Here is a 20993-nt window from a genome sequence, read left to right as displayed (position 1 = left end):
GAGTTCAACAATAGTTCACATATTTTACCAAAAATAAAAACGGCTGTTTTATGTGGAATAAATCTACAAAACAGCCGTTTTTGGTATTAGATTTCTGTTAAAATTATTGGTTCGCCGCGCGTTACGACAACGGTATGTTCACATTGTGCAACAAGACTTTTATCAGGTGTAACGAATGTCCAGCCGTCGTCACCACGTTCAATAATATGATCAGCTTTCATAGAGATGAACGGTTCTACAGCGATAACAAGACCGTCTTTTAGAAGCGCATTATCCATTGGATCATAGTAACTTAAAATGTGATTTGGTGCTTCATGTAAGCTAAGACCAATGCCGTGACCAGTTAAGTTTTGAATAACATTGTATCCACTTTTATGTGCGAAGTTTGAAACAGCACGACCAATTTGATTTTGTTTTGAGCCAGCTCTAACCTTTTTCATTGCTGCCCAAAATGCATCAACTGCTGCTTGGCAAAGCTTTTCTTTTGCTTCGTCTTCTCCAAGAACAAATGAGATACCTGTATCTGCATAATAGCCATCAAGTGCAGCAGATACATCGACGTTTACTAAGTCGCCTTCTTTTAATACGCGATCTCCTGGAATACCATGAGCAACTTCCTCATTTACACTAATGCAAGTTACACCTGGGAAATCATATTCTTTTTCAGGTGCAGAAATAGCACCATGCTCATCTAATACTTTTTTACCGATCAAATCAAGCTCTTTCGTTGTCATACCTGGCTTCGCTTCTTTTTTCATTTCTTCACGTGCAAGCGCAACGATGCGGCCGATTTTTCGTAAGCCTTCTAAATCTTGTTCATTACGAATAATCATGAAAACCACTGTCCTTCCTCGAATATATATCTTAACCGATTGTATCATGTTTATTTTCGTCCTGCTACTTGCTTGCGGTATGCAGCTTGATTCCTCTCATAAAGAATACATGACAATTGTCATATCGATGTCATGACGCATCATACTGTTTCCTAAGTTTTCCAAGTAATACAATGTAAATATAAGAAACAGCGGGGGTGGAGAGATGGAAAAGATTATTGAAGTAAATGGTGTTTCTAAAACATTTAAACATAAAAACGCAGTAAATAATGTTTCATTTCATGTAAATAAAGGGGAAATAGTAGCGTTACTTGGTCCGAATGGTGCGGGGAAAACAACGACGATGTCGATGATGCTTGGATTAAAGGATCCGACAGAAGGTAAGGTCTTTATATTTGGAAAGAGTCCAAAGCATAGAGATGTTCGTAATAGCCTCGGTGCGATGCTGCAAGAAGTAAGTGTCATTGATAGTATTACGGTGGAAGAGGCAATCGAGTTATTCCGTAGTTATTATACGAATCCTATAGCGAAAGAAATGTTACTGCAGTTATCAAATTTAGAATCAGAGCGAAAGCAAAGATGTGAGAAGTTATCAGGTGGGCAAAAAAGAAGGTTGAATTTTGCGCTTGCACTTGCGGGAAATCCAGATTTGTTATTTTTAGATGAGCCGACAGTCGGAATGGATATTACGTCTCGAAGAATGTTTTGGGAAACGATTCGAAAGTTAGCAAGTGAAGGGAAAACAATTATTTTAACGACGCATTATTTAGAAGAAGCAGATGCTTTAGCAAATCGTATCTTATTATTTGCGAACGGAAAGATTATCGCAGATGGTACACCAGACGAAATGAAAGCGACGATTTCGCGAAAAACAATCACATTTTACTCGAAGGAAAGTATTCCTACAAAATTACTAAAGGAATTACCAAATGTAACAGAAGTAAAGTCAAGCGAAGGACGCTTCATTTTAACAACGGAGGATACGGATGCAACTTTAAAAGCCATTTATCAAAAGAGTTTACCTGTAACAGATGTTTCAGTTGAACGTGGAAGTCTTGATGAAGCATTCGAACAGTTTGTCGCAAATCAGAAGGAGGAAATCGCATGAGAGCATTATGGATGCAATGCAAAATAGAAATTTTACGTACATTCCGCAATAAATTATTTATCTTTTTCTCATTATTAATGCCTGTTATGTTTTACTACATTTTTACAAATGTTGTTCAAGTACCACAAAACGGAGATGCGTGGAAAGCACACTATTTAATTTCGATGGCAACTTTCAGTATTGTAGGGACTGCACTCTTTAGTTTCGGTGTGAGACTTTCTCAGGAAAGAGGACAAGGATGGACACATCTTTTGAAAATCACACCACTTCCAGAGGGTGCGTATATAACTGCTAAAATTATTGCACAAACAGTAGTAAATGCTTTTTCAATATTAGTTATTTTTATAGCAGGGATACTAATTAATCATGTTGAGTTAACGGTAGGGCAATGGATTGGTGCGGGATTATGGTTATTGTTAGGGGTAACACCATTTTTAGCATTAGGAACAGTAATAGGTTCCATTAAGAAGGCGGACGCAGCTGCTGGCTTAGCAAATATTTTAAATATGAGTTTAGCTATAGTTGGCGGGTTATGGATGCCGATTGAAGTATTCCCAAAAATATTAAGAACAATTGGTGAATGGACACCAACATACCACTTCGGAAGCGGTGCGTGGGATATTGTAGCTGGAAAATCAATTGGATGGGAAAATATCGCGGTATTAGGAGGTTATTTCCTTATGTTTGTTGTAGTATCAATATATATAAGAAAAAGACAGGAAGCGGTATAAATGATAGAGAAGAAGAGGATTGAGATTTTTCCGAAACATATGGGATTCTTCCCGTATATGTGGTTTGTTTATCTATTATTTCCAATTTATCACTTAGCGCAGGCATCAGGATGGAAGCTTGTAATAGGAAGCGGTATGTTGATAATTTTTATCGTCACATACCGTCAGCTTTATTTTGTTCAGAGGACGTTTGTTTTTTGGGCGTGTATTCAAATGGTACTCATCTTTTTATTTGCTTTATTTTATAATCCTTTTATGATATTTTTTGGCTTTTTCACAGCAAGTGCGATGGGATTTGCGCCAAATAAGAAAGTATTTCGAGTGCTGTTATGCTTGTTAGTTATAATGCTTGGAGCATTTTTATTTGTAAATATGAATCAAATAACAACTACAAGTTTAGTAAATATCGTTCCGATGTTTATTTTAATGCTTCTTACGCCATTTGGTATGCGTAATTTTAATCAGAAAAAGATGTTAAGAAATCAATTAGATGAGGCGAACGAGCAAATTAAAGATTTAGTAAAACGTGAAGAACGGCAGCGAATTGCAAGAGATCTTCATGACACATTAGGGCATACCTTATCTCTTATTACTTTAAAAAGCCAGCTCGTTGAGAAGTTAATTGTGAAAAATCCAGAGCGTGCAAGTGCGGAAGCTAAGGAAATTACACAAACTTCTCGTACAGCTTTAAAACAGCTGAGAGAATTAATTTCTGATATGCGTATGATTACGGTAGAAGAAGAGCTAGAGCAAATAAAAGCGATCTTACAAGCAGCTAATATTGAATTAGAAGTGAGGCAAGAAGCAAGATCGAGCTCGTTATCACCAATTGAACAAAATATTGTCGGGATGTGTTTACGTGAGGCCGTTACAAATGTTGTAAAACATAGTAAGGCAACGCGGTGCGCAGTTTCTGTATTAGAATCACAAGGTGAACTGATTTTGAAAGTAGAAGATAACGGAATCGGTTTAACAGATCAAAATCATGATGGAAATGGTATTCGCGGCATGAAAGAACGAATTGCTCTTATTGATGGATTTGTTGAACTAGGTACAATCAATCCAGGGACGTTATTAACGGTAAAAGTTCCAGTTGTTATTAGAACAGGAAAAGATGAGGTGAGGGCATGATTCGAATTATTATTGCAGAAGACCAGCGGATGCTTCGTGGTGCATTAGGGGCCCTTCTTGATCTAGAAGATGATATCGAAGTAATTGGGCAAGCTGCGAACGGGGAAGAGGCGTTAAAATTAATTGAATCGTTAAAGCCAGATGTAAGTATTATGGATATTGAAATGCCGATTCAAAGTGGATTAGATGTTGCTGAAGCGTTAAAAAAAGAAAAATCATTATGTAAAGTAATGATTTTAACAACATTTGCACGGCCGGGATATTTTGAAAGAGCAATGAAAGCTGGTGTGCACGGCTATTTATTAAAGGATAGCCCAAGTGAAGATTTAGCGGCAGCAATTCGTAATGTAATGAAGGGGAAACGAGAGGTCTCCCAAGATTTAATGTTTGGCTTATGGCAGGAGCAAAATCCGTTGTCAGATCGCGAAAAGGAAGTATTGTTGCTTGCGAAAGAAGGAAAGACGGCAAACGAAATTGCGAAGGCACTTTATCTTTCGCCGGGTACAGTACGTAATTATATTTCTGAAGTATTAGCGAAGCTCGATGCGAAAAATAGAATTGAGGCAATTACAATTGCGGAAGAAAAGGGTTGGATATAAAAAGAAGGTTACCTATGAGAGGTAACCTTCTTTTTATAATTATTGTATTTCTATTACTTGATTTACTTTTTGTAACGACTTGTAACCATGTGCTTCAAATGCCTTTGCAAATTCATTTGATACGGCAGTGCCATATAAATCTTTTGCAGCTTGTACGATATGAGATTGAAGTGATTCAAAGTCTTCAGCGGAAGTTGCATAATTTTGCAATGCACGCATAACAACTTTACTTACTTTTTCATTGCCTTGCTTTTGAACAGCAACATCGTTATATGTTTTACCTTCAGCTAATTGATATAATACGTGACTGATAATACCAGAATTCACGTGTGATTCTTGATTATTACCATCGTTATAGAAATCTTGTAAATTTGTATATAGTTTATGACCGCCGTCACCAATTTCCCTTGGGATATCACGAATTGTTAGGCCACCTAATGTATCGCCCATAATCCAGTTTCCTTTATCTTTCTTTACGTAATATTCAATTTGTGTACCCCAGAAATCCGCTAATCCCTCGTTTAGTGCAGATGTTTCAGCGCTTGGATATCTCACGACTTTATTTTTCGTCGTGCCACTGAATACAGCATGTCCAAATTCATGAGCTGTTACGTCAAGAGCGGATGTTAGTTTTCCGTCTAAACCATCACCAAATACCATTTGGTTCCAAGCGGGATGCCAAAATGCATTTACATAGTCTTCTTTTACACCATCACTAACTTCAGTAGAATCAAAACCGTGTACACTAGCAACAACTTTTGAATCTTTATTGTCGTAACTTTTTAGATTATGTTCTTTCTTAAAGTAATCGTAAATATCACTCATGTTCTTCATAGCGCCCGCGGCTTCTTTATCTGCAAAATTAGGATTGCTACTTGAAATTAGTGTCCCTGGATAACCAGCTTGACTATATCCTCCGAGGGAATCGGCGTAGTTTGCATTATAAATATAAATACCATTTCCGCGTGATAAATCCGCTAAATAAAATTTCCCATCAGTTCCTTTGGCAATATTGAAAGAGATGTTTTCTTGAAGTGCATTTTTCCCAGTTCCTTGCTCACTTGCAGGGGATAATCTAGGTGATGTTACTTGATTTATAGTCTTATTCTCTTTGTTTTTAATGAACTTTTCTTGGAAAAGTACTTCGCCAGTTTTTAGATCAACGATAGCATTGCCGTTTATAATTTGTTCATTGTTTTCATAAGTAAATGTAATAACAGTTGCGAATGTATAATAGCCATCTTTTTTCTTATAAACAACGGTTTCGCTAGAGAATTCTGTCTCAACTGCATCACTTGGAATTTGAACTATATCGCGTAATTTAGATTTTACTTCATTTTTCGACAAAAAATTTGTTATAGTAAGATTAGGTTGTTGATTTAAATTTTGAATAACTTTACCACTAACAGTTGTGATCACTCCATTTTTATCTACTTTTACAATGAGATCTTGGCCATATACTTTATAGTTTTTATATGTTTGTGCAAGGCGAACTTCGGTTTGATTTTCTTTGGTTTCTTTATTTGTAGGTTGGAAATCTACATTTTTTTCAGTAGTGACTTGTTCTTGTTGAGCTTTCGCCCCATTTACCTCACCCTTTAAATACTTTTTAGCAATATTTTCTTTCGTATCATTTTGAGGTTGTGTTAATTTCCCGATTGTTAAACCAGGCTGAGCAATTTCAACTTTGACTGCACTTTTGTCTAATTCTTGAGCATGAATAGCTTCTGTTGATAAAGGACAAAGAAGACCGAATGTAACGAAAGCACTAGCAAGTTTTCTATAATTCATCTATAACACTCCTAATCTATTATTGTATGTGAGATGAATTGTATGAAAAATTTGCCGAATTTTATATATATTATGCATTATTTCATATCAAAAATTGTCGAATTCACATTATTGTAGTGGTATGACAACTTAACAAATTAGATTGTTATAATGGGATGGTGAGTAAGTATGCACGCAGAGAAATTAGGAAGTGAAATTAAGAAAATTAGAGTGTTGAGAGGATTAACACAAAAACAGTTATCCGAGAACATATGTCATCAATCGGAAGTGAGCAGAATTGAATCGGGTGCGGTATACCCAAGTATGGATATATTGCAAGGTATTGCAGCAAAGTTACAAGTTCCCATTATTCATTTTTATGAGGTACTCATTTATTCCGATATTGAGAGGAAAAAGCAGTTAAAAGATCAAATCATTATGCTTTGTAAGCAAAAGAAATATAAAGAAATTTATAATAAAGTATGGAATGAGTTGAAAAAGGAAGAATATCATCCTGAGTTTCAGCAATTTCTTCAATGGCAATATCATGTAGCAGCGTATGTATTGAAGAAAAGTGATTATGAATATTGTATTTTAGAATTAAAAAAATTGTTAAATCAACAATTAACTGGGATTGATGTGTACCAAAATCTTTATATAGAGAATGCAATTGCAAATATTTATGCTGAAAATGGTTACTTTAAGAAGGGCATGGAGTTATTTGAAGGTATATTAAAGCAATTAGAGGCATTACCTGAAAATAAAGAGTTTGATGTGAAGGTAAGACATAATTATGCGAAAACATTATACTTAGATAATCAATATGAAGAGGCTCTTTATCAAATAAATAAAGCTATTGAAATATCGTGTCGAATTAATAGTATGGCATTGATTGGGCAGCTATACTATCAAAAAGGTGAATGTTTAGAAAAGCTAGGCTATGATGAGACAGAGAGTGAAGAAGCTTATGAAAAGGCTTATTTCTTTTTTGATATATTAGAAATGCATACGTATAAAGAAAAATTTATGAAAAAAATGACGAAATAAAATAACGCAAAAACTAAATATGCATAATTGCATAATGTATGGATAAATTTTCATGATATATTAAAAGAAAAAATGTGGGTGATGGAATATGAAGAAACTACTTATCGGTAGTCTATTAACGTTAGCAATGACATGGGGTATTTCATTAGCGGATACAGCTTTAGAGAAAAGCCAAGTAATTTCTCATGATGATCAAGAGGTACAATTAGCTTCAGATATGCCTTTTGAGTTTTAAAAAAACAACCGTCTTACTTAGACGGTTGTTTTTTTATGGAGTAACATCCAAACGTCTTTACTAGAAACAGGTTTGCTAATAAAGAATCCTTGAATGTGATCACAATTTTGTCTATGTAAAAATTCCCATTCTTCTTCCGTTTCTACACCTTCTGCAATCACTTCTAAATTTAGTTCTTTTGATAGTGTAATAATGGAAGAGACAATTGCTTCTTCTAAAGGGCTAGTTGTAATTCCACAAATAAACTCTCGAGCAATTTTTAATGTGTTAATTGGATATTTTGTTAAATAAGCTAAAGAACTATAACCAGTTCCAAAGTCATCGATTGAAATTTGAATGCCGAGATTTTGAAGCTGTTCTAGTTTTGCAACTACAGATTGATTTTGATTAATTGCGATGCTTTCCGTAATTTCAATATCTAGTGCTTCTGGTTTCAGTTCTGTTTCTTCCAACACCTTTGAAATAGTTGAGATTAAATCTGCATGGTTAAATTGAACAACAGATAAATTCACACCAACTTTTAAGTGAGAAAAACCTTGATTATGCCATCTTTTTGCCTCTAAACAGGCAGTACGTAAAATCCAATTACCAAGTTCAATAATAAAACCAGTTTCCTCTGCTAGAGGGATAAATTGGGCTGGAGATACGATGCCAAGTTTTGGATGCTTCCAACGTATTAATGCTTCAAAACCGATAATTTGTTTTGTTTTTGTGCTTACTTGTGGCTGGTATTCAAGGAAAAATTCATTTTGTTGTAATGCTTTTGAAAGTTCACCTTCTAAGAATTGAATTTCATTTTGAGCGATACTCATTTCTTTTGAGAAGAAAACAAATCTGTTTTTTCCATTTGCCTTCGCACGGTACATAGCCATATCAGCATTTTTCATTAACTCATTTACATCAGTTCCGTAATCAGGATACATCGCAATTCCGATACTTGGTGTAATAGAGAGTTCTTCGCCTTGAATGAAGAATGGTTTGTTTAAAATAGTTAAAATCTGTTCAGCTATAAAAATTGCACTTTTTTCTGAGTACATTTCTGGTAATAGAATGGTAAATTCATCTCCACCTTGGCGAGCGACGACATCTTTTGAACGCAAGCAACCGCGTAATCTTTTTGCTACTTCAATTAATAATAAATCTCCGACGTCATGACCAAGTCTATCGTTAATTTTTTTAAATCGATCTAAATCAAGGAATATGACGGCGACATCATTTGCGTTAGTTTGGGCTGTATTTAAAATGGCTTTTAAATCTTTTTCGAACTTTCGGCGATTTGGTAATCCAGTAAGTGCATCGTGAAAGGCTAAATGTTCTACTTGTTTTTGTTTTTCATATAAAGTGGTAATATCACGCGCTATCCCAAACATTCCGACCACTTCTTTGTTTATAAAAGTAGGGATAAGTGTAATATGGAGATAATAATAATAGCCTTCTTGTTCTTTTGTACGAACTTCTAACGTTTGTGGCCTACCTTCCTTTGTAATTTGTAAAGCCTTCTTTAGTAGTTCGTGGTCTTTTGAATCAATGAAGTGTACCAGAGAATAGCTTGCCACTTCGCAATAATAGGCAGTAAATAAGCTTTCGCATGCCTTATTAGAGTGTTGAAAAATGCCATTCATATTTAAAGAGAAAACGGCATCGGGATGATCTTCGAATAAAGATTTATAACGTTGTTCACTTTTTGATAATGCAAATGCACCTTCTTCAACTTCATCCTCTAGTTGTGTAGTCAACTGTTCATATGTATGGATTAGTGCTTGATTATCTTTCCACATGTAAAGTTGCCGCAAGAATAACAAAATAAGTGATAATACGAGACCGATTAACATGAACTTATCATCCCAAGGTTGAATGATAATAAAAGAAAAAGTAATAATTATACTAAAATAAGGTAGTATAAAACGTACATAATCGAATCGATAATATTTTGTTTTCGTTTCATGCTGCATTGGTTTATCTAAAATATATAGTATGGAAGAAAGTCCAATTAATAAAATAGAAGCAGTGTGTATTAAATAATTAATTTCAGCAGAAGTTTTCATCCCAAAGTTCAATTGAAACAGATGAATATAACCGTATATGAGTATAATAGTGAAGCCGATAATTAATGCGACTCTACTAGAAGAATATTGTTCTCTTCTATATAGGCTAATAACGGCGTAAATTACTAATGATTGTGCAATGAAATACCCAATTAAAATCCAAGTATCCTTTGTTAACATGCGGAAACTTGAAAGATCTAAGATAAAAGTTAAGGTGAAATAAATGTTCATAATAATAATAAAGATGCTATCGAATGAAAATTGCGAAAGCCCCTTAATAGAGTAATTCTTTATAAACTTTATAGCAAATCCAACAAAGAGCAAAATATATTGTATGATAAAAAAAGGCAATGCTTTATATGAAAATATAGATTGATCATGTATGGAAAGTGAACTAAGAAATAGGGTTATCTCCATAATTAATCCACATAGGCAAGTACATAGTAATAAAATCCAAAATAGTTTATCACTGCGTTTCATTTTCTTAATAGCTTTATATAAACAGTGGCAAGAAAAAAGTGCAGCGAAACAGAATAAGAAAAGAATCCCAATTTCCTTTATATGCGACTCATTTGGAATAAAGAGTATCCAAAGAGCGAATATAGATATGTATATTATGACAAATTGTACATACTTTTTTTGACTAATCATATTATGACTCCGTTTCAATAAAGTTGAATCTCGGGGGAATGCTAATTTAAATAATAGCATATAAAATAGGATGTTTTTTACTATAAAAATTACTTTTTTGAAAAAATGGTGCAAAGTTACAATTTACCACTGTAACTTTGCACCACTTATTCTTTTAATTCCTCTTATAGCAGAAAGTTCATCTATTAATTGGAATAGTGCTAAGTCTTTTTGTTTACTTTCAATCATAATATCGAAATTATGATTGTTTTTTTTTGCAACGTGTAAGAAGGGCTTGATAAACTCTAAATCGATATATTCAGCATGAGCCCTAAATTCTTTTTCCGATCTCGGAGAGGAAATGTGAACTTTAGGAGAGATATTTGTATGTGACCAAGTTTCAAAAATTGCAGGAAGCAACTCTTCTAGTGGTTCCTCGCAAAGATTGGCCATATGATGATGATAATCAAATACAAATGGAATATTTTCTTTTTGGCAAATTGATAAAGTTTCAGCGGTTGTATAGGTTTTATCATCATTTTCAAGAGTCATTTGTTTTTTTATATGTGCAGGAAGTTTTTTTATGTTTTCATGGAAGCGCTCAATTGCCTTTTCTTTATTTCCATAGGCTCCACCTACATGAATATTAATGTAAGAGGAATCTGCAATGCCTATAGCATCTAATACTTTATAATGATAAGTCATATCCGTAATAGCGTTAGTAGTAATATGTGGCTTGTCGCTTGTAAATAGCGTAAATTGATTTGGATGAAAACTTATTCGTAAATTGTGTTCTTTAATTAAAGCTCCTATTTTACGCCAAAGTGGTGTGAATACCCCAATATAGTCAAACTCGACTTCGGGATGTGTTGCAAGTGGGACGATTGAAGACGATAGGCGATATAGTGGGATTTCATGCGCTATATTGTAATGTAGGATACGTATTGTGTGCTCTAAATTTTGCCTTATAACGTGGTACAGTTTGTCTTCTCGCTCTTGCTTGCTGAGTTTCTTAAAGCTTGTAAACGTCATTGTTTTGGCAGGAGAACAGTCCCAGAGTGTCATTGCATGTGAGACATATCCAAACCGCATAATCATATAAGATACACCTCTTTTATTCATTGTCTTTCCTATAAAAAGAAAGCAAGCATTGTTCCAATCAATTCCTTTCCTCTATCGATAAGAGAAGTTGGGTTTACATCGCTATAGGAAAGTATGGATGCATTCTTTAGGTCTTCATGGAATTTATTTTTTACTGTTTGAACGAAATGTTTACTATATAACAGGCAGTTTATTTCATGGTTAATATATAAACTTCTCATATCAAAGTTTGCTGTTCCGATATCACAAATATCATCATCCACTATAATAATTTTGGCGTGAAAAAAACCTTGTTGAAATGCATAAATATTGCAACCAGCCTGTATTAATTTTCGGCAGTATGGGAATTTTGCTTCTCGAACGAGAGGGTGATCAGCTTTTTCTGGAACAAGAATTGTGATTTGAACCCCTCTTTCTCTTGCTTTTAATAAGGCATTCATAATTTTTTTTCCAGGAATGAAATATGGTGTACCGATACAGATTTCTTTTTTTGCTCCGTTAATTAAATGTAAAAAAGTATGCTGTAAATAAGCACCATCAGTCGGAATAAATTGATGCAGTATGGTACCTGGGTTTTGTTTTGGAAAATAAAGAGAAGCATTCAATAAATCCTGTTTCGTATCATCAAACCAGTCATGCAAAAATTGCTTTTGTAAATCTTGAACCCCTTCTCCTGTAAGACGTAAATGATAGTCTCGCCATAATCCTAAATATTCATTATGCCCCAGATACTCTTCGCCGATATTAAATCCCCCGATATAGCCAGTTTTCCCATCAATCACTGTAATTTTTCTATGGTTTCTTTGATTGGCAGAAAAGAAAAGCAGAGGAAATTTTACCTTATGACAAAATGAAAAAGATACACCATGTTTTCGGAGGGAGCGAATAGCTTCGTTTGATAAAGAATGGCTGCCAAATCGATCAAGTAAAAGTCGTACTTCAATTCCTTCCTGAGCCTTATCAATCAGCAAATTTAAAAATTCACGACTGATTTTATCGTTTTTTACAATGAAGAATAAAATATGAATGTGGTGCTGTGCTTGTTTTATATCAGTAAATAAAGCGTCATACAAATCTTTCCCGTATGTATAAAGGTGAAAATCACTTTGACGTAAAGGGAAAGTGCGAGAGCTTACCCGTTTTAAATGAAGAAATCTCCCGTATGAAAGATCAATTGTAATCCAAAGAGCAACGGATATTAACAAAAGAGATAAGTAGAGCATCAGTGAATTCCCTCCTTCGCATTCTTTTCACCTTCAGTGTGTTACAAATGATACGGGTAGCACGGCTGTTATTATAAATTTCATCAGATGATAGTATGTTGCACTGATTAAAGTTTCACTTTATCCCGCTTTAACGGGCAGTAAGCCTCCACCTCAAAAACTGGTGGATAAGTAGAAGTTAGTTTGGAAATCAACTGCCCGTAAAAGCCCTACTGATTAAAGTTTCACTTTATAGTTTCACCGAAATAAACAGCTTTATGAAAAAATGTGTTGTTCTATAACAAAAAACTGTTGACTGAATGCTCACTCATTATATAATGGGGATAGGGGATATAATTCAGAAAATTATATATTTTTGAAGATTCAAAAAAGAAAGAGGGCTTACAAAGAGAGGGGTAGCATAAAAATGAATAGCTTACTGATCATTAATTGGCTGGCTGCCATTGCTGTTATTGCTTATGCAGGATATTTGTTTGTATATCTTATACGGACGAGAATGGCCTACATACAATTAGGAAAAAAAATTGAATTTGACCGTCGTTTTAAAGAGCGTTGGGATCTCCTTAAGGTCAATGTTTTCGGTCAGAAAAAGCTGCTGAAAGATAAGAAAAGCGGCATCATTCACGTTATGTTCTTTTACGGATTTATTCTTGTCCAATTTGGAGCAATTGACTTCGTTTGGAAAGGACTCGCACCAGGATCACATCTTCCACTTGGACCACTATACCCTGCATTTACATTCTTCCAGGAAATTGTCACACTTGTTATTTTAATTGCAGTATTTTGGGCTTTTCATAGACGTTATGTAGAAAAGCTTGTTCGTTTAAAACGTAACTTCAAATCAGGTCTTGTTCTTATCTTTATCGGTGGCTTAATGATTTCTGTGCTACTTGGTAACGGTATGGGACTTATATGGCATGGTGAGGAGCTTTCATGGAGTGAACCAATCGCTTCTGCGATCGCTTACGTTTTTAGCGGGATAAATGAAACCGTAGCCATTTCAGTGTTCTATTTTTCTTGGTGGGTGCATTTACTAATTTTGTTAACGTTTTTAGTCTATGTTCCACAATCAAAACATGCGCATTTAATTGCGGGACCAGCTAATGTATTCTTCGGTCGTCTTTCAAACCCAGGAAAGCTTGAAAAGATTGATTTTGAAGATGAAACACAAGAAACATTTGGTGTTGGTAAAATTGAAGACTTTAGACAAAATCAACTTATTGACTTATACGCTTGTGTAGAGTGTGGTCGTTGTACAAATATGTGTCCGGCAACAGGAACAGGAAAAATGTTATCGCCGATGGACTTAATTTTAAAACTTCGTGATCATTTAACTGATAAAGGAGCTGCGGTAACATCAAAAGCACCATGGGTTCCAGTAGTTGCCTTCAATAATACACAAGGAAATCAGTTAGCGATGATGGCAGCTGGAAAAGGACAACAAGAATCAGCGGCTACAACTCTCGCTTACGATCCGAGTTTAATCGGAGATGTTATTACAGAAGAAGAGATTTGGGCATGTACAACGTGTCGTAACTGTGAAGATCAATGTCCAGTTATGAATGAGCATGTTGACAAAATTATTGATTTACGTCGATATCTCGTTTTAACAGAAGGAAAAATGGACGCGGAAGCACAACGCGCGATGACAAATATTGAGCGTCAAGGGAATCCGTGGGGTCTGAACCGTAAAGAGCGTGAAACATGGCGCCAAGGTGATGACGAAGTAACAGTTCCAACTGTAAAAGAAAAATCAAAAGCTGGGGAGGAATTCGAGTATTTATTCTGGGTTGGTTCAATGGGATCATACGACAATCGTAGTCAGAAGATTGCGATATCGTTTGCGAAGTTAATGAACGAAGCAGGCATTTCATTCGCAATTCTCGGTAATAAAGAAAAGAATTCTGGAGATACACCACGCCGCCTTGGAAATGAATTTGTATTCCAAGAGATGGCGACAAAGAATATCGAAGAATTTGAAAAGGCAGGAGTGAAGAAAATCGTTACGATTGATCCTCATGCTTATAACACATTTAAAAATGAGTATCCGGACTTTGGCTTGCAAGCAGAAGTCTATCATCATACAGAATTGTTAGCTCAGTGGGTGAAAGAAGGGCGCTTAAAGCCTGTTCACGCTATTGAAGAAACAGTTACGTACCATGATTCCTGTTATTTAGGAAGATACAACGAAGTGTACGAAGCGCCACGTGACATTTTGAAAGCGATTCCTGGAGTGAATCTTGTAGAAATGGCACGTAACCGTGAAACTGGAATGTGCTGTGGCGCAGGTGGTGGCTTAATGTGGATGGAAGAAACAACAGGTTCTCGTATTAACGTTGCTCGTACAGAACAAGCATTAGCTGTACAGCCATCCATTATCGGTACAGGTTGTCCATATTGCTTAACGATGATCAGTGATGGAACGAAAGCGAAAGAGGTAGAAGAGAAAGTTCAAACTCTTGATGTGACAGAGATTTTAGAACGATCTGTTATCGGACAGAAAAAAGAAGCGATGTAGTTTATAAGAATGTATACAACTTTAGAAAGAGGTGCAATGATTGCACCTCTTCTCAACGTAGGGATACCGAGCGAGCGCTCAGTGTTAAAAAATGAAATGGGGGAAAGAAACATGAGTAAAACAGTTATTTTAAGTGCTGCAAGAACACCAGTTGGAAAATTTGGAGGATCTTTAAAAGATGTAAAAGCGACGGAACTTGGAGGAATTGCAATTAAAGCAGCGCTTGAAAGAGCAAATGTTGCGGCTAGTGATGTTGAAGAAGTTATATTTGGAACGGTTATTCAGGGGGGACAGGGGCAAATTCCATCGCGTCAAGCTGCAAGGGCTGCTGGAATCCCTTGGGAAGTGCAGACGGAAACAGTGAATAAAGTTTGTGCATCAGGACTTCGTGCGGTTACGTTAGCGGATCAAATTATTCGTACTGGCGATCAATCACTGATTGTAGCTGGCGGTATGGAGTCGATGAGTAACAGTCCTTACATTTTACGCGGAGCAAGATGGGGATACAGAATGGGCAACAACGAAGTTATTGATTTAAACGTTGCTGACGGTTTAACATGCGCATTTTCAGGTACACACATGGGTGTTTATGGCGGAGAAGTTGCGAAGGAAGATGGAATTTCTCGCGAAGCACAAGATGAATGGGCATATCGTAGCCATCAGCGTGCGGTTTCAGCGCATAAAGAAGGACGTTTTGAAGAGGAGATCGTGCCAGTAACGATCCCGCAAAGAAAAGGCGATCCTATTGTCGTTGCAAAGGATGAGGCGCCACGTGAAGATACAACGATTGAAAAGTTAGCAAAGTTAAAACCTGTATTTGATAAGGAAGCGGCGGTGACAGCTGGTAATGCGCCAGGACTAAACGATGGTGGTGCCGCACTTGTGTTAATGAGCGAAGACAGAGCGAAGCAAGAAGGAAGAAAGCCATTAGCGACAATTTTGGCGCATACAGCAATTGCAGTGGAATCTAAAGATTTCCCAAGAACGCCAGGTTATGCAATTAACGCATTGCTTGAAAAAACAGGCAAGACAATTGAAGACATCGATTTATTCGAGATTAATGAAGCATTTGCAGCAGTAGCAATTGCAAGTACAGAAATCGCAGGAATCGATCCAGAAAAATTGAATGTAAATGGCGGCGCAGTGGCGATGGGACATCCGATTGGAGCAAGCGGAGCGCGCATTATCGTAACACTAATCCATGCACTTAAGCAGCGCGGCGGCGGAATTGGAATTGCTTCGATTTGTAGCGGTGGCGGTCAAGGGGACGCAGTGATGATTGAAGTTCATTAATTAAAGTTCGAGGGTATAAAATTTATTAACAATTAAGGGGGAAGAAAAAATGGGTGTACAAAACATTGTTGTAATTGGTGCAGGGCAAATGGGATCAGGAATTGCGCAAGTATGTGCAATGGCAGGGTATGACGTGAAGGTACAAGATTTAAAACAAGAGCAATTAGATAGAGGATTGGCTATCATTACGAAAAATTTAGCGCGCCAAGTAGAAAAAGGACGCATGAAGGAAGAAGAGAAGGAAGCGACATTAAATCGTCTTACAGTAACGCTTGATTTAGATTGTGTGAAAGAAGCGGATCTTATTATTGAAGCAGCTGTTGAGAAAATGGATATTAAAAAGAAAATCTTTGCGAATCTAGATGAAATTGCTCCAGAACACGCAATTTTAGCGACGAATACGTCATCTCTGCCAATTACAGAAATTGCAGCGGTAACGAAGCGTCCGGAAAAAGTAATCGGCATGCACTTTATGAATCCAGTTCCAGTTATGAAGCTTGTTGAGATTATTCGTGGTTTGGCTACAGATGATGCGGTATATGAAGCAATTGAAGATATTACGAAAAAAATTGGGAAAGTACCAGTTGAAGTAAATGATTTCCCAGGCTTTGTATCAAACCGCATTTTGCTACCGATGATTAACGAAGCAATTTATACGTTATATGAAGGTGTAGCGACGAAAGAAGCAATTGATGAAGTAATGAAGCTAGGTATGAACCATCCGATGGGGCCTTTGACGCTCGCTGATTTTATCGGTTTAGATACGTGTTTATACATTATGGAAGTGTTGCATGAAGGATTAGGAGATAGTAAATATCGCCCATGTCCGTTATTACGTAAGTATGTAAATGCAGGATGGTTAGGGCGTAAAACAGGTCGTGGATTCTACGTTTACGAATAAATGCCCCTTTTGTTACAAAATAGTGGTCTTACCAAATTGTTAAAAGGATATATAGCAAATGGAGGCGGAATATATGAACTTTCGTTTTAATGAAGAGCAGCAAATGATGAGGAAAATGGTTCGGGATTTTGCACAGAAGGAAATAGCTCCCTTTGTTCCTAGTATGGAACAAGGGGTGTTCCCGAAAGAGATTTTGCAAAAGATGGGTGATCTTGGATTAATGGGTATTCCAGCACCTGCAAAATACGGCGGGGCAGAAATGGATTTTATTTCTTATATTCTAGCAATTGAGGAAATCTCAAAGGTAAGTGCAACAGTTGGTGTAATTTTAGCTGTACATACGTCAGTTGGAATGAATCCGATTTTATATTTCGGAACAGAAGAACAGAAGAAAAAATATGTTTCTAAACTTGTAACCGGGGAATATTTAGGCGCATTTGCTTTAACAGAGCCAAATGCAGGATCAGATGCAGGGAGTTTGAAATCAAGAGCTGTCAAAAAAGGCGATCATTATATTATTAATGGATCGAAAGTGTTTATTACAAATGGTGGTGAAGCAAGTACATACATTGTATTCGCTTCTACAAATCCAGAGGCAGGGAAAAGTGGTATTTCTGCATTTATAGTAGAGAAAGATACACCTGGTTTAATCATCGGAAAAGATGAACATAAGATGGGGCTCCTCGGTTCTCGTACAGTACAACTTACTTTTGAAGATATGAAAGTGCCAGCGGAGAATTTACTTGGGGAAGAAGGACAAGGATTCAAGGTGGCGATGGCGAATTTAGATGTTGGGCGAATTGGAATCGGTGCACAGGCGTTAGGAATTGCTGAAGCGGCGCTTGCATGTGCGATTGATTATGCAAAAGAACGAGAACAATTTGGGAAACCAATTGCGGCGCAGCAAGGGATTGGCTTCAAGCTTGCAGATATGGCAACAAGTGTCGAAGCAGCAAGGTTACTCGTATATAGAGCGGCGTCTCTTAGGGCACAAGGATTACCATGCGGTAAAGAAGCATCTATTGCGAAATTATTTGCTTCTAAGACAGCGGTTGAAGTCGCGATTGAGGCGGTGCAAGTATTTGGTGGTTACGGTTATACGAAAGAATATCCAGTAGAACGATTTTTCCGTGATGCGAAGATCACGCAAATATATGAAGGAACAAGTGAAATACAGAAACTTGTTATTAGCCGTGCTTTATAAAAGGGCGAGGGGGAGACGGAGATGCATTTTAAACTATCAGAAGAACATGAAATGATAAGAAAAATGGTTCGAGATTTTGCTAAAAATGAAGTAGCACCAACAGCAGCTGAGCGTGATGAGGAAGAGCGATTTGATCGAGAGTTATTTGATCAAATGGCAGAGCTTGGTTTAACCGGTATTCCGTGGCCTGAAGAGTACGGTGGAATTGGAAGCGATTACTTAGCGTACGTAATTGCGATTGAAGAATTATCTCGAGTTTGTGCTTCAACAGGTGTAACACTATCTGCGCATACTTCACTTGCAGGATGGCCAATTTTTAAATTTGGGACAGAAGAACAAAAGCAAAAGTTTTTACGACCGATGGCTGAAGGGAAGAAAATTGGTGCATACGGCTTAACGGAGCCAGCATCTGGATCGGATGCTGGTGGAATGAAGACAATCGCAAAGAGAGATGGCGACCATTATATTTTAAATGGATCAAAAATTTTCATTACAAATGGCGGTATTGCTGATATTTATGTTGTTTTTGCGCTAACTGATCCTGAATCGAAGCAGCGCGGTACGAGTGCATTTATTGTAGAAAGTGATACACCGGGATTTTCAGTTGGGAAGAAGGAGAGCAAGCTAGGGATTCGCTCTTCACCAACGACTGAAATTATGTTTGAAGATTGCCGTATTCCGGTAGAGAATCTACTTGGAGAAGAGGGGCAAGGATTTAAAGTTGCGATGCAAACATTAGATGGAGGTCGTAACGGTATTGCGGCGCAAGCTGTTGGTATTGCACAAGGGGCTTTAGATGCTTCTGTAGAATATGCAAGGGAGCGCCATCAATTTGGAAAACCAATTGCGGCGCAGCAAGGGATTGGCTTTAAACTTGCGGATATGGCAACAGATGTAGAAGCGGCACGCCTTTTGACATATCAAGCGGCTTGGCTTGAATCAGAAGGGCTTCCGTATGGAAAAGAATCAGCGATGTCAAAAGTATTTGCAGGGGATACAGCGATGAAGGTGACGACTGAAGCGGTGCAAGTATTTGGTGGTTACGGTTATACGAAAGATTATCCAGTAGAGCGTTATATGCGAGATGCAAAGATTACACAAATATATGAAGGAACACAAGAGATTCAGAGGCTTGTAATTTCTCGTATGTTAACGAAGTAGGAACGAAAGCGTAGGTATTCTCCTACGCTTTTTCCTTCCAAAAAATAATAGAGAGAGGTGAAGGGAATGGTTAAACATAATGTACATGCATCGGTGAAAGATGAAAAATTAGTTGCGTTAAGACGTGAACAAATGATTAAAGGTGCGGTGCAACTGTTTAAACAAAAAGGATTTCCGCGTACAACAACGAGAGAGATTGCAAAAGCGGCTGGATTTAGTATAGGGACACTTTATGAGTACATTCGTACAAAAGATGATGTTTTGTATTTAGTTTGTGATAGTATATATGAACATGTAAAAGAACGATTAGAGGAAGTAGTATGTACAGAAAAAGGGAGTATAGAAAGTTTAAAGGTAGCGATAACGAATTACTTTAAAGTGATGGACGAATTACAAGAAGAAGTATTAATTATGTATCAAGAAGTACGTTTTTTACCGAAAGAATCTCTCCCATATGTATTAGAAAAAGAGTTTCAAATGGTAGGAATGTTTGAGGATATTTTAGAACAGTGTACGGAAAATGGAACATTTATATTAAATAAAAAAGAAATACAGCTTCTTGCACATAATATTTTTATACAAGGACAAATGTGGGGGTTTAGACGTTGGGCACTGCAAAAACTGTATACGCTCGAAGAATATACAGAAATGCAAATTAGGTATGTGTTGCAAGGTGCCCATATGCTTCCGAAATAAGGAACAGACAAATTATTAATTTTATTACCAAATAAAAGTTTCCCGTTTTTTTTGTAGCATATTTGTGCGACTTTTGTTTATAATGAATAGTATGGATTTTTTTAGGCAGACCGTTATATATAAGGTTATATTTGATGAAAGGAAGTGCCGCATAAGTGAATTTTAAGCAATATTCACCAGAAGAGCTAAAAGAATGTTCAATGATTGAAGTTGTACATAGCGTTTTAGGGGATAAAAGACAAGCAACGACATTCAACGAGTTGGTTCAAGAAATCGCTCAAGTGCTGGGACTATCTCAAGAGCAAGTTAATGCGAAACTCGCACAATTTTATACAGACTTAAACATCGATGGACGTTTCATTAATTTAGGAGAAAATCGTTGGGGACTACGTAGCTGGTACCCATATGAGCAAATTGATGAAGAAATCTTACCGCAGCCAAAACCGAAGAAGAAACGTAAAGTTGAAGAAGACGGTTTTGACGACTACATTGAAGAAGATGAAGATGACTTTGACGATGCAGACGGAAATGTAGACGAAGAAGATGATGTAGAAGATTTGGACAAGGTTCTTGAAGATGAAGACGGAGATGACGACGATCTTGATGATTTAGAAGAGGATGAAGACGACGACTTCGCTGAAGAAGAACTTGAGTATGATGAAACTGAAGAAGAAGAAGAGGAAGAACTGTAGTTCTTGACTTTTCATTATCGTCCATGTAGAATCATTTTTGGGCTCTTTAAAAAAGGACGATAATACTTTTAAAGT

At 36.7% G+C, this 20993-nt stretch carries 18 protein-coding genes; 13 read left to right on the top strand and 5 right to left on the bottom strand.

Going from position 1 to position 20993, the window contains the following annotated elements; all coding sequences use genetic code 11:
- Positions 1 to 86: 86 nt before the first annotated feature.
- Positions 87 to 881 carry a type I methionyl aminopeptidase gene (gene map / locus ACO6VI_RS07400; RefSeq protein WP_100910518.1) on the bottom strand — a complete coding sequence of 265 codons (795 nt, stop codon included), beginning with the start codon at positions 879 to 881 and terminating at the stop codon, positions 87 to 89.
- A gap of 157 nt (positions 882 to 1038) precedes the next feature.
- Here map and ACO6VI_RS07395 point away from each other — a divergent pair, with 157 nt between their 5' ends.
- From ACO6VI_RS07395 to ACO6VI_RS07380, 4 genes are read left to right on the top strand one after another with little or no spacing between them, the layout of a single operon-like run.
- Positions 1039 to 1941 carry an ABC transporter ATP-binding protein gene (locus ACO6VI_RS07395; RefSeq protein ID WP_097961426.1) on the top strand — a complete coding sequence of 301 codons (903 nt, stop codon included), beginning with the start codon at positions 1039 to 1041 and terminating at the stop codon, positions 1939 to 1941.
- Complete coding sequence (locus ACO6VI_RS07390; protein WP_071731525.1) at positions 1938 to 2672, top strand: ABC transporter permease; 735 nt, start codon at positions 1938 to 1940, stop codon at positions 2670 to 2672. The genes ACO6VI_RS07395 and ACO6VI_RS07390 overlap by 4 nt, the downstream gene beginning before the upstream one ends.
- The gene (locus ACO6VI_RS07385) at positions 2673 to 3803 is read left to right on the top strand and encodes a sensor histidine kinase (protein WP_023523575.1); all 1131 of its coding nucleotides are present in this window, start codon (positions 2673 to 2675) and stop codon (positions 3801 to 3803) included. It abuts the gene before it with no gap.
- Positions 3800 to 4402 (top strand): response regulator transcription factor, encoded by a 603-nt coding sequence (locus ACO6VI_RS07380; protein ID WP_023523574.1) that lies wholly within the window; start codon positions 3800 to 3802, stop codon positions 4400 to 4402. Before ACO6VI_RS07385 ends, ACO6VI_RS07380 begins: the two co-directional genes overlap by 4 nt.
- Positions 4403 to 4441: 39 nt before the next feature.
- Here the strand turns inward: ACO6VI_RS07380 and ACO6VI_RS07375 are convergent, their stop codons facing one another.
- On the bottom strand, positions 4442 to 6193 hold the full coding sequence (locus tag ACO6VI_RS07375) for a M4 family metallopeptidase (RefSeq protein ID WP_023523573.1): 1752 nt from the start codon (positions 6191 to 6193) through the stop codon (positions 4442 to 4444).
- A gap of 168 nt (positions 6194 to 6361) precedes the next feature.
- On the opposite strand from ACO6VI_RS07375, the gene ACO6VI_RS07370 reads away from it, so the two are divergent.
- Both ACO6VI_RS07370 and ACO6VI_RS07365 read left to right on the top strand, forming a co-directional pair.
- Positions 6362 to 7219 (top strand): helix-turn-helix domain-containing protein, encoded by an 858-nt coding sequence (locus ACO6VI_RS07370; protein ID WP_023523572.1) that lies wholly within the window; start codon positions 6362 to 6364, stop codon positions 7217 to 7219.
- Between the two features lie 88 nt (positions 7220 to 7307).
- On the top strand, positions 7308 to 7454 hold the full coding sequence (locus tag ACO6VI_RS07365) for a quorum-sensing peptide PapR (RefSeq protein WP_000734744.1): 147 nt from the start codon (positions 7308 to 7310) through the stop codon (positions 7452 to 7454).
- Positions 7455 to 7471: 17 nt separating this feature from the next.
- On the opposite strand, the gene ACO6VI_RS07360 is transcribed toward ACO6VI_RS07365, so the two are convergent.
- The 3 genes from ACO6VI_RS07360 to cls form a co-directional block, all read right to left on the bottom strand.
- Complete coding sequence (locus ACO6VI_RS07360; RefSeq protein WP_097920062.1) at positions 7472 to 10150, bottom strand: DUF4084 domain-containing protein; 2679 nt, start codon at positions 10148 to 10150, stop codon at positions 7472 to 7474.
- Positions 10151 to 10273: 123 nt separating this feature from the next.
- Complete coding sequence (uvsE, locus tag ACO6VI_RS07355; RefSeq protein WP_161520358.1) at positions 10274 to 11227, bottom strand: UV DNA damage repair endonuclease UvsE; 954 nt, start codon at positions 11225 to 11227, stop codon at positions 10274 to 10276.
- Between the two features lie 32 nt (positions 11228 to 11259).
- A complete protein-coding gene (cls, locus tag ACO6VI_RS07350; protein WP_161520359.1) occupies positions 11260 to 12453 on the bottom strand; it encodes a cardiolipin synthase in 1194 nt (397 codons plus the stop codon).
- Positions 12454 to 12859: 406 nt separating this feature from the next.
- Here cls and ACO6VI_RS07345 point away from each other — a divergent pair, with 406 nt between their 5' ends.
- From ACO6VI_RS07345 to rpoE, 7 genes are all read left to right on the top strand, one after another.
- Positions 12860 to 14971, top strand: a complete 2112-nt coding sequence (locus tag ACO6VI_RS07345; protein ID WP_001086772.1) for a heterodisulfide reductase-related iron-sulfur binding cluster — start codon at positions 12860 to 12862, stop codon at positions 14969 to 14971.
- A gap of 9 nt (positions 14972 to 14980) precedes the next feature.
- Positions 14981 to 16264: an acetyl-CoA C-acetyltransferase gene (locus ACO6VI_RS07340; RefSeq protein ID WP_106823484.1), complete on the top strand. Its 1284-nt coding sequence runs from the start codon at positions 14981 to 14983 to the stop codon at positions 16262 to 16264.
- Between the two features lie 49 nt (positions 16265 to 16313).
- Positions 16314 to 17165, top strand: coding sequence for a 3-hydroxybutyryl-CoA dehydrogenase (locus tag ACO6VI_RS07335; RefSeq protein ID WP_000538874.1), 852 nt, complete (start codon positions 16314 to 16316; stop codon positions 17163 to 17165).
- Between the two features lie 73 nt (positions 17166 to 17238).
- Positions 17239 to 18369, top strand: a complete 1131-nt coding sequence (locus ACO6VI_RS07330; RefSeq protein WP_071731519.1) for an acyl-CoA dehydrogenase — start codon at positions 17239 to 17241, stop codon at positions 18367 to 18369.
- A 21-nt stretch (positions 18370 to 18390) separates the two neighbouring features.
- Positions 18391 to 19530 carry an acyl-CoA dehydrogenase AcdA gene (gene acdA / locus ACO6VI_RS07325; RefSeq protein WP_000545539.1) on the top strand — a complete coding sequence of 380 codons (1140 nt, stop codon included), beginning with the start codon at positions 18391 to 18393 and terminating at the stop codon, positions 19528 to 19530.
- 66 nt (positions 19531 to 19596) lie between these two features.
- Complete coding sequence (locus ACO6VI_RS07320) at positions 19597 to 20226, top strand: TetR/AcrR family transcriptional regulator (protein WP_000238601.1); 630 nt, start codon at positions 19597 to 19599, stop codon at positions 20224 to 20226.
- 155 nt (positions 20227 to 20381) lie between these two features.
- Positions 20382 to 20918, top strand: coding sequence for a DNA-directed RNA polymerase subunit delta (gene rpoE / locus ACO6VI_RS07315; protein ID WP_023523567.1), 537 nt, complete (start codon positions 20382 to 20384; stop codon positions 20916 to 20918).
- The last annotated feature ends 75 nt before the right edge of the window (positions 20919 to 20993 follow it).

Source organism: Bacillus sp. PSXD-155 (genome assembly GCF_049310765.1).
In the GTDB taxonomy this organism is placed as follows: domain Bacteria; phylum Bacillota; class Bacilli; order Bacillales; family Bacillaceae_G; genus Bacillus_A; species Bacillus_A cereus.
Note: the sequence above shows the minus strand (reverse complement) of the source record. Positions and strands in the feature narration are given on the sequence as shown.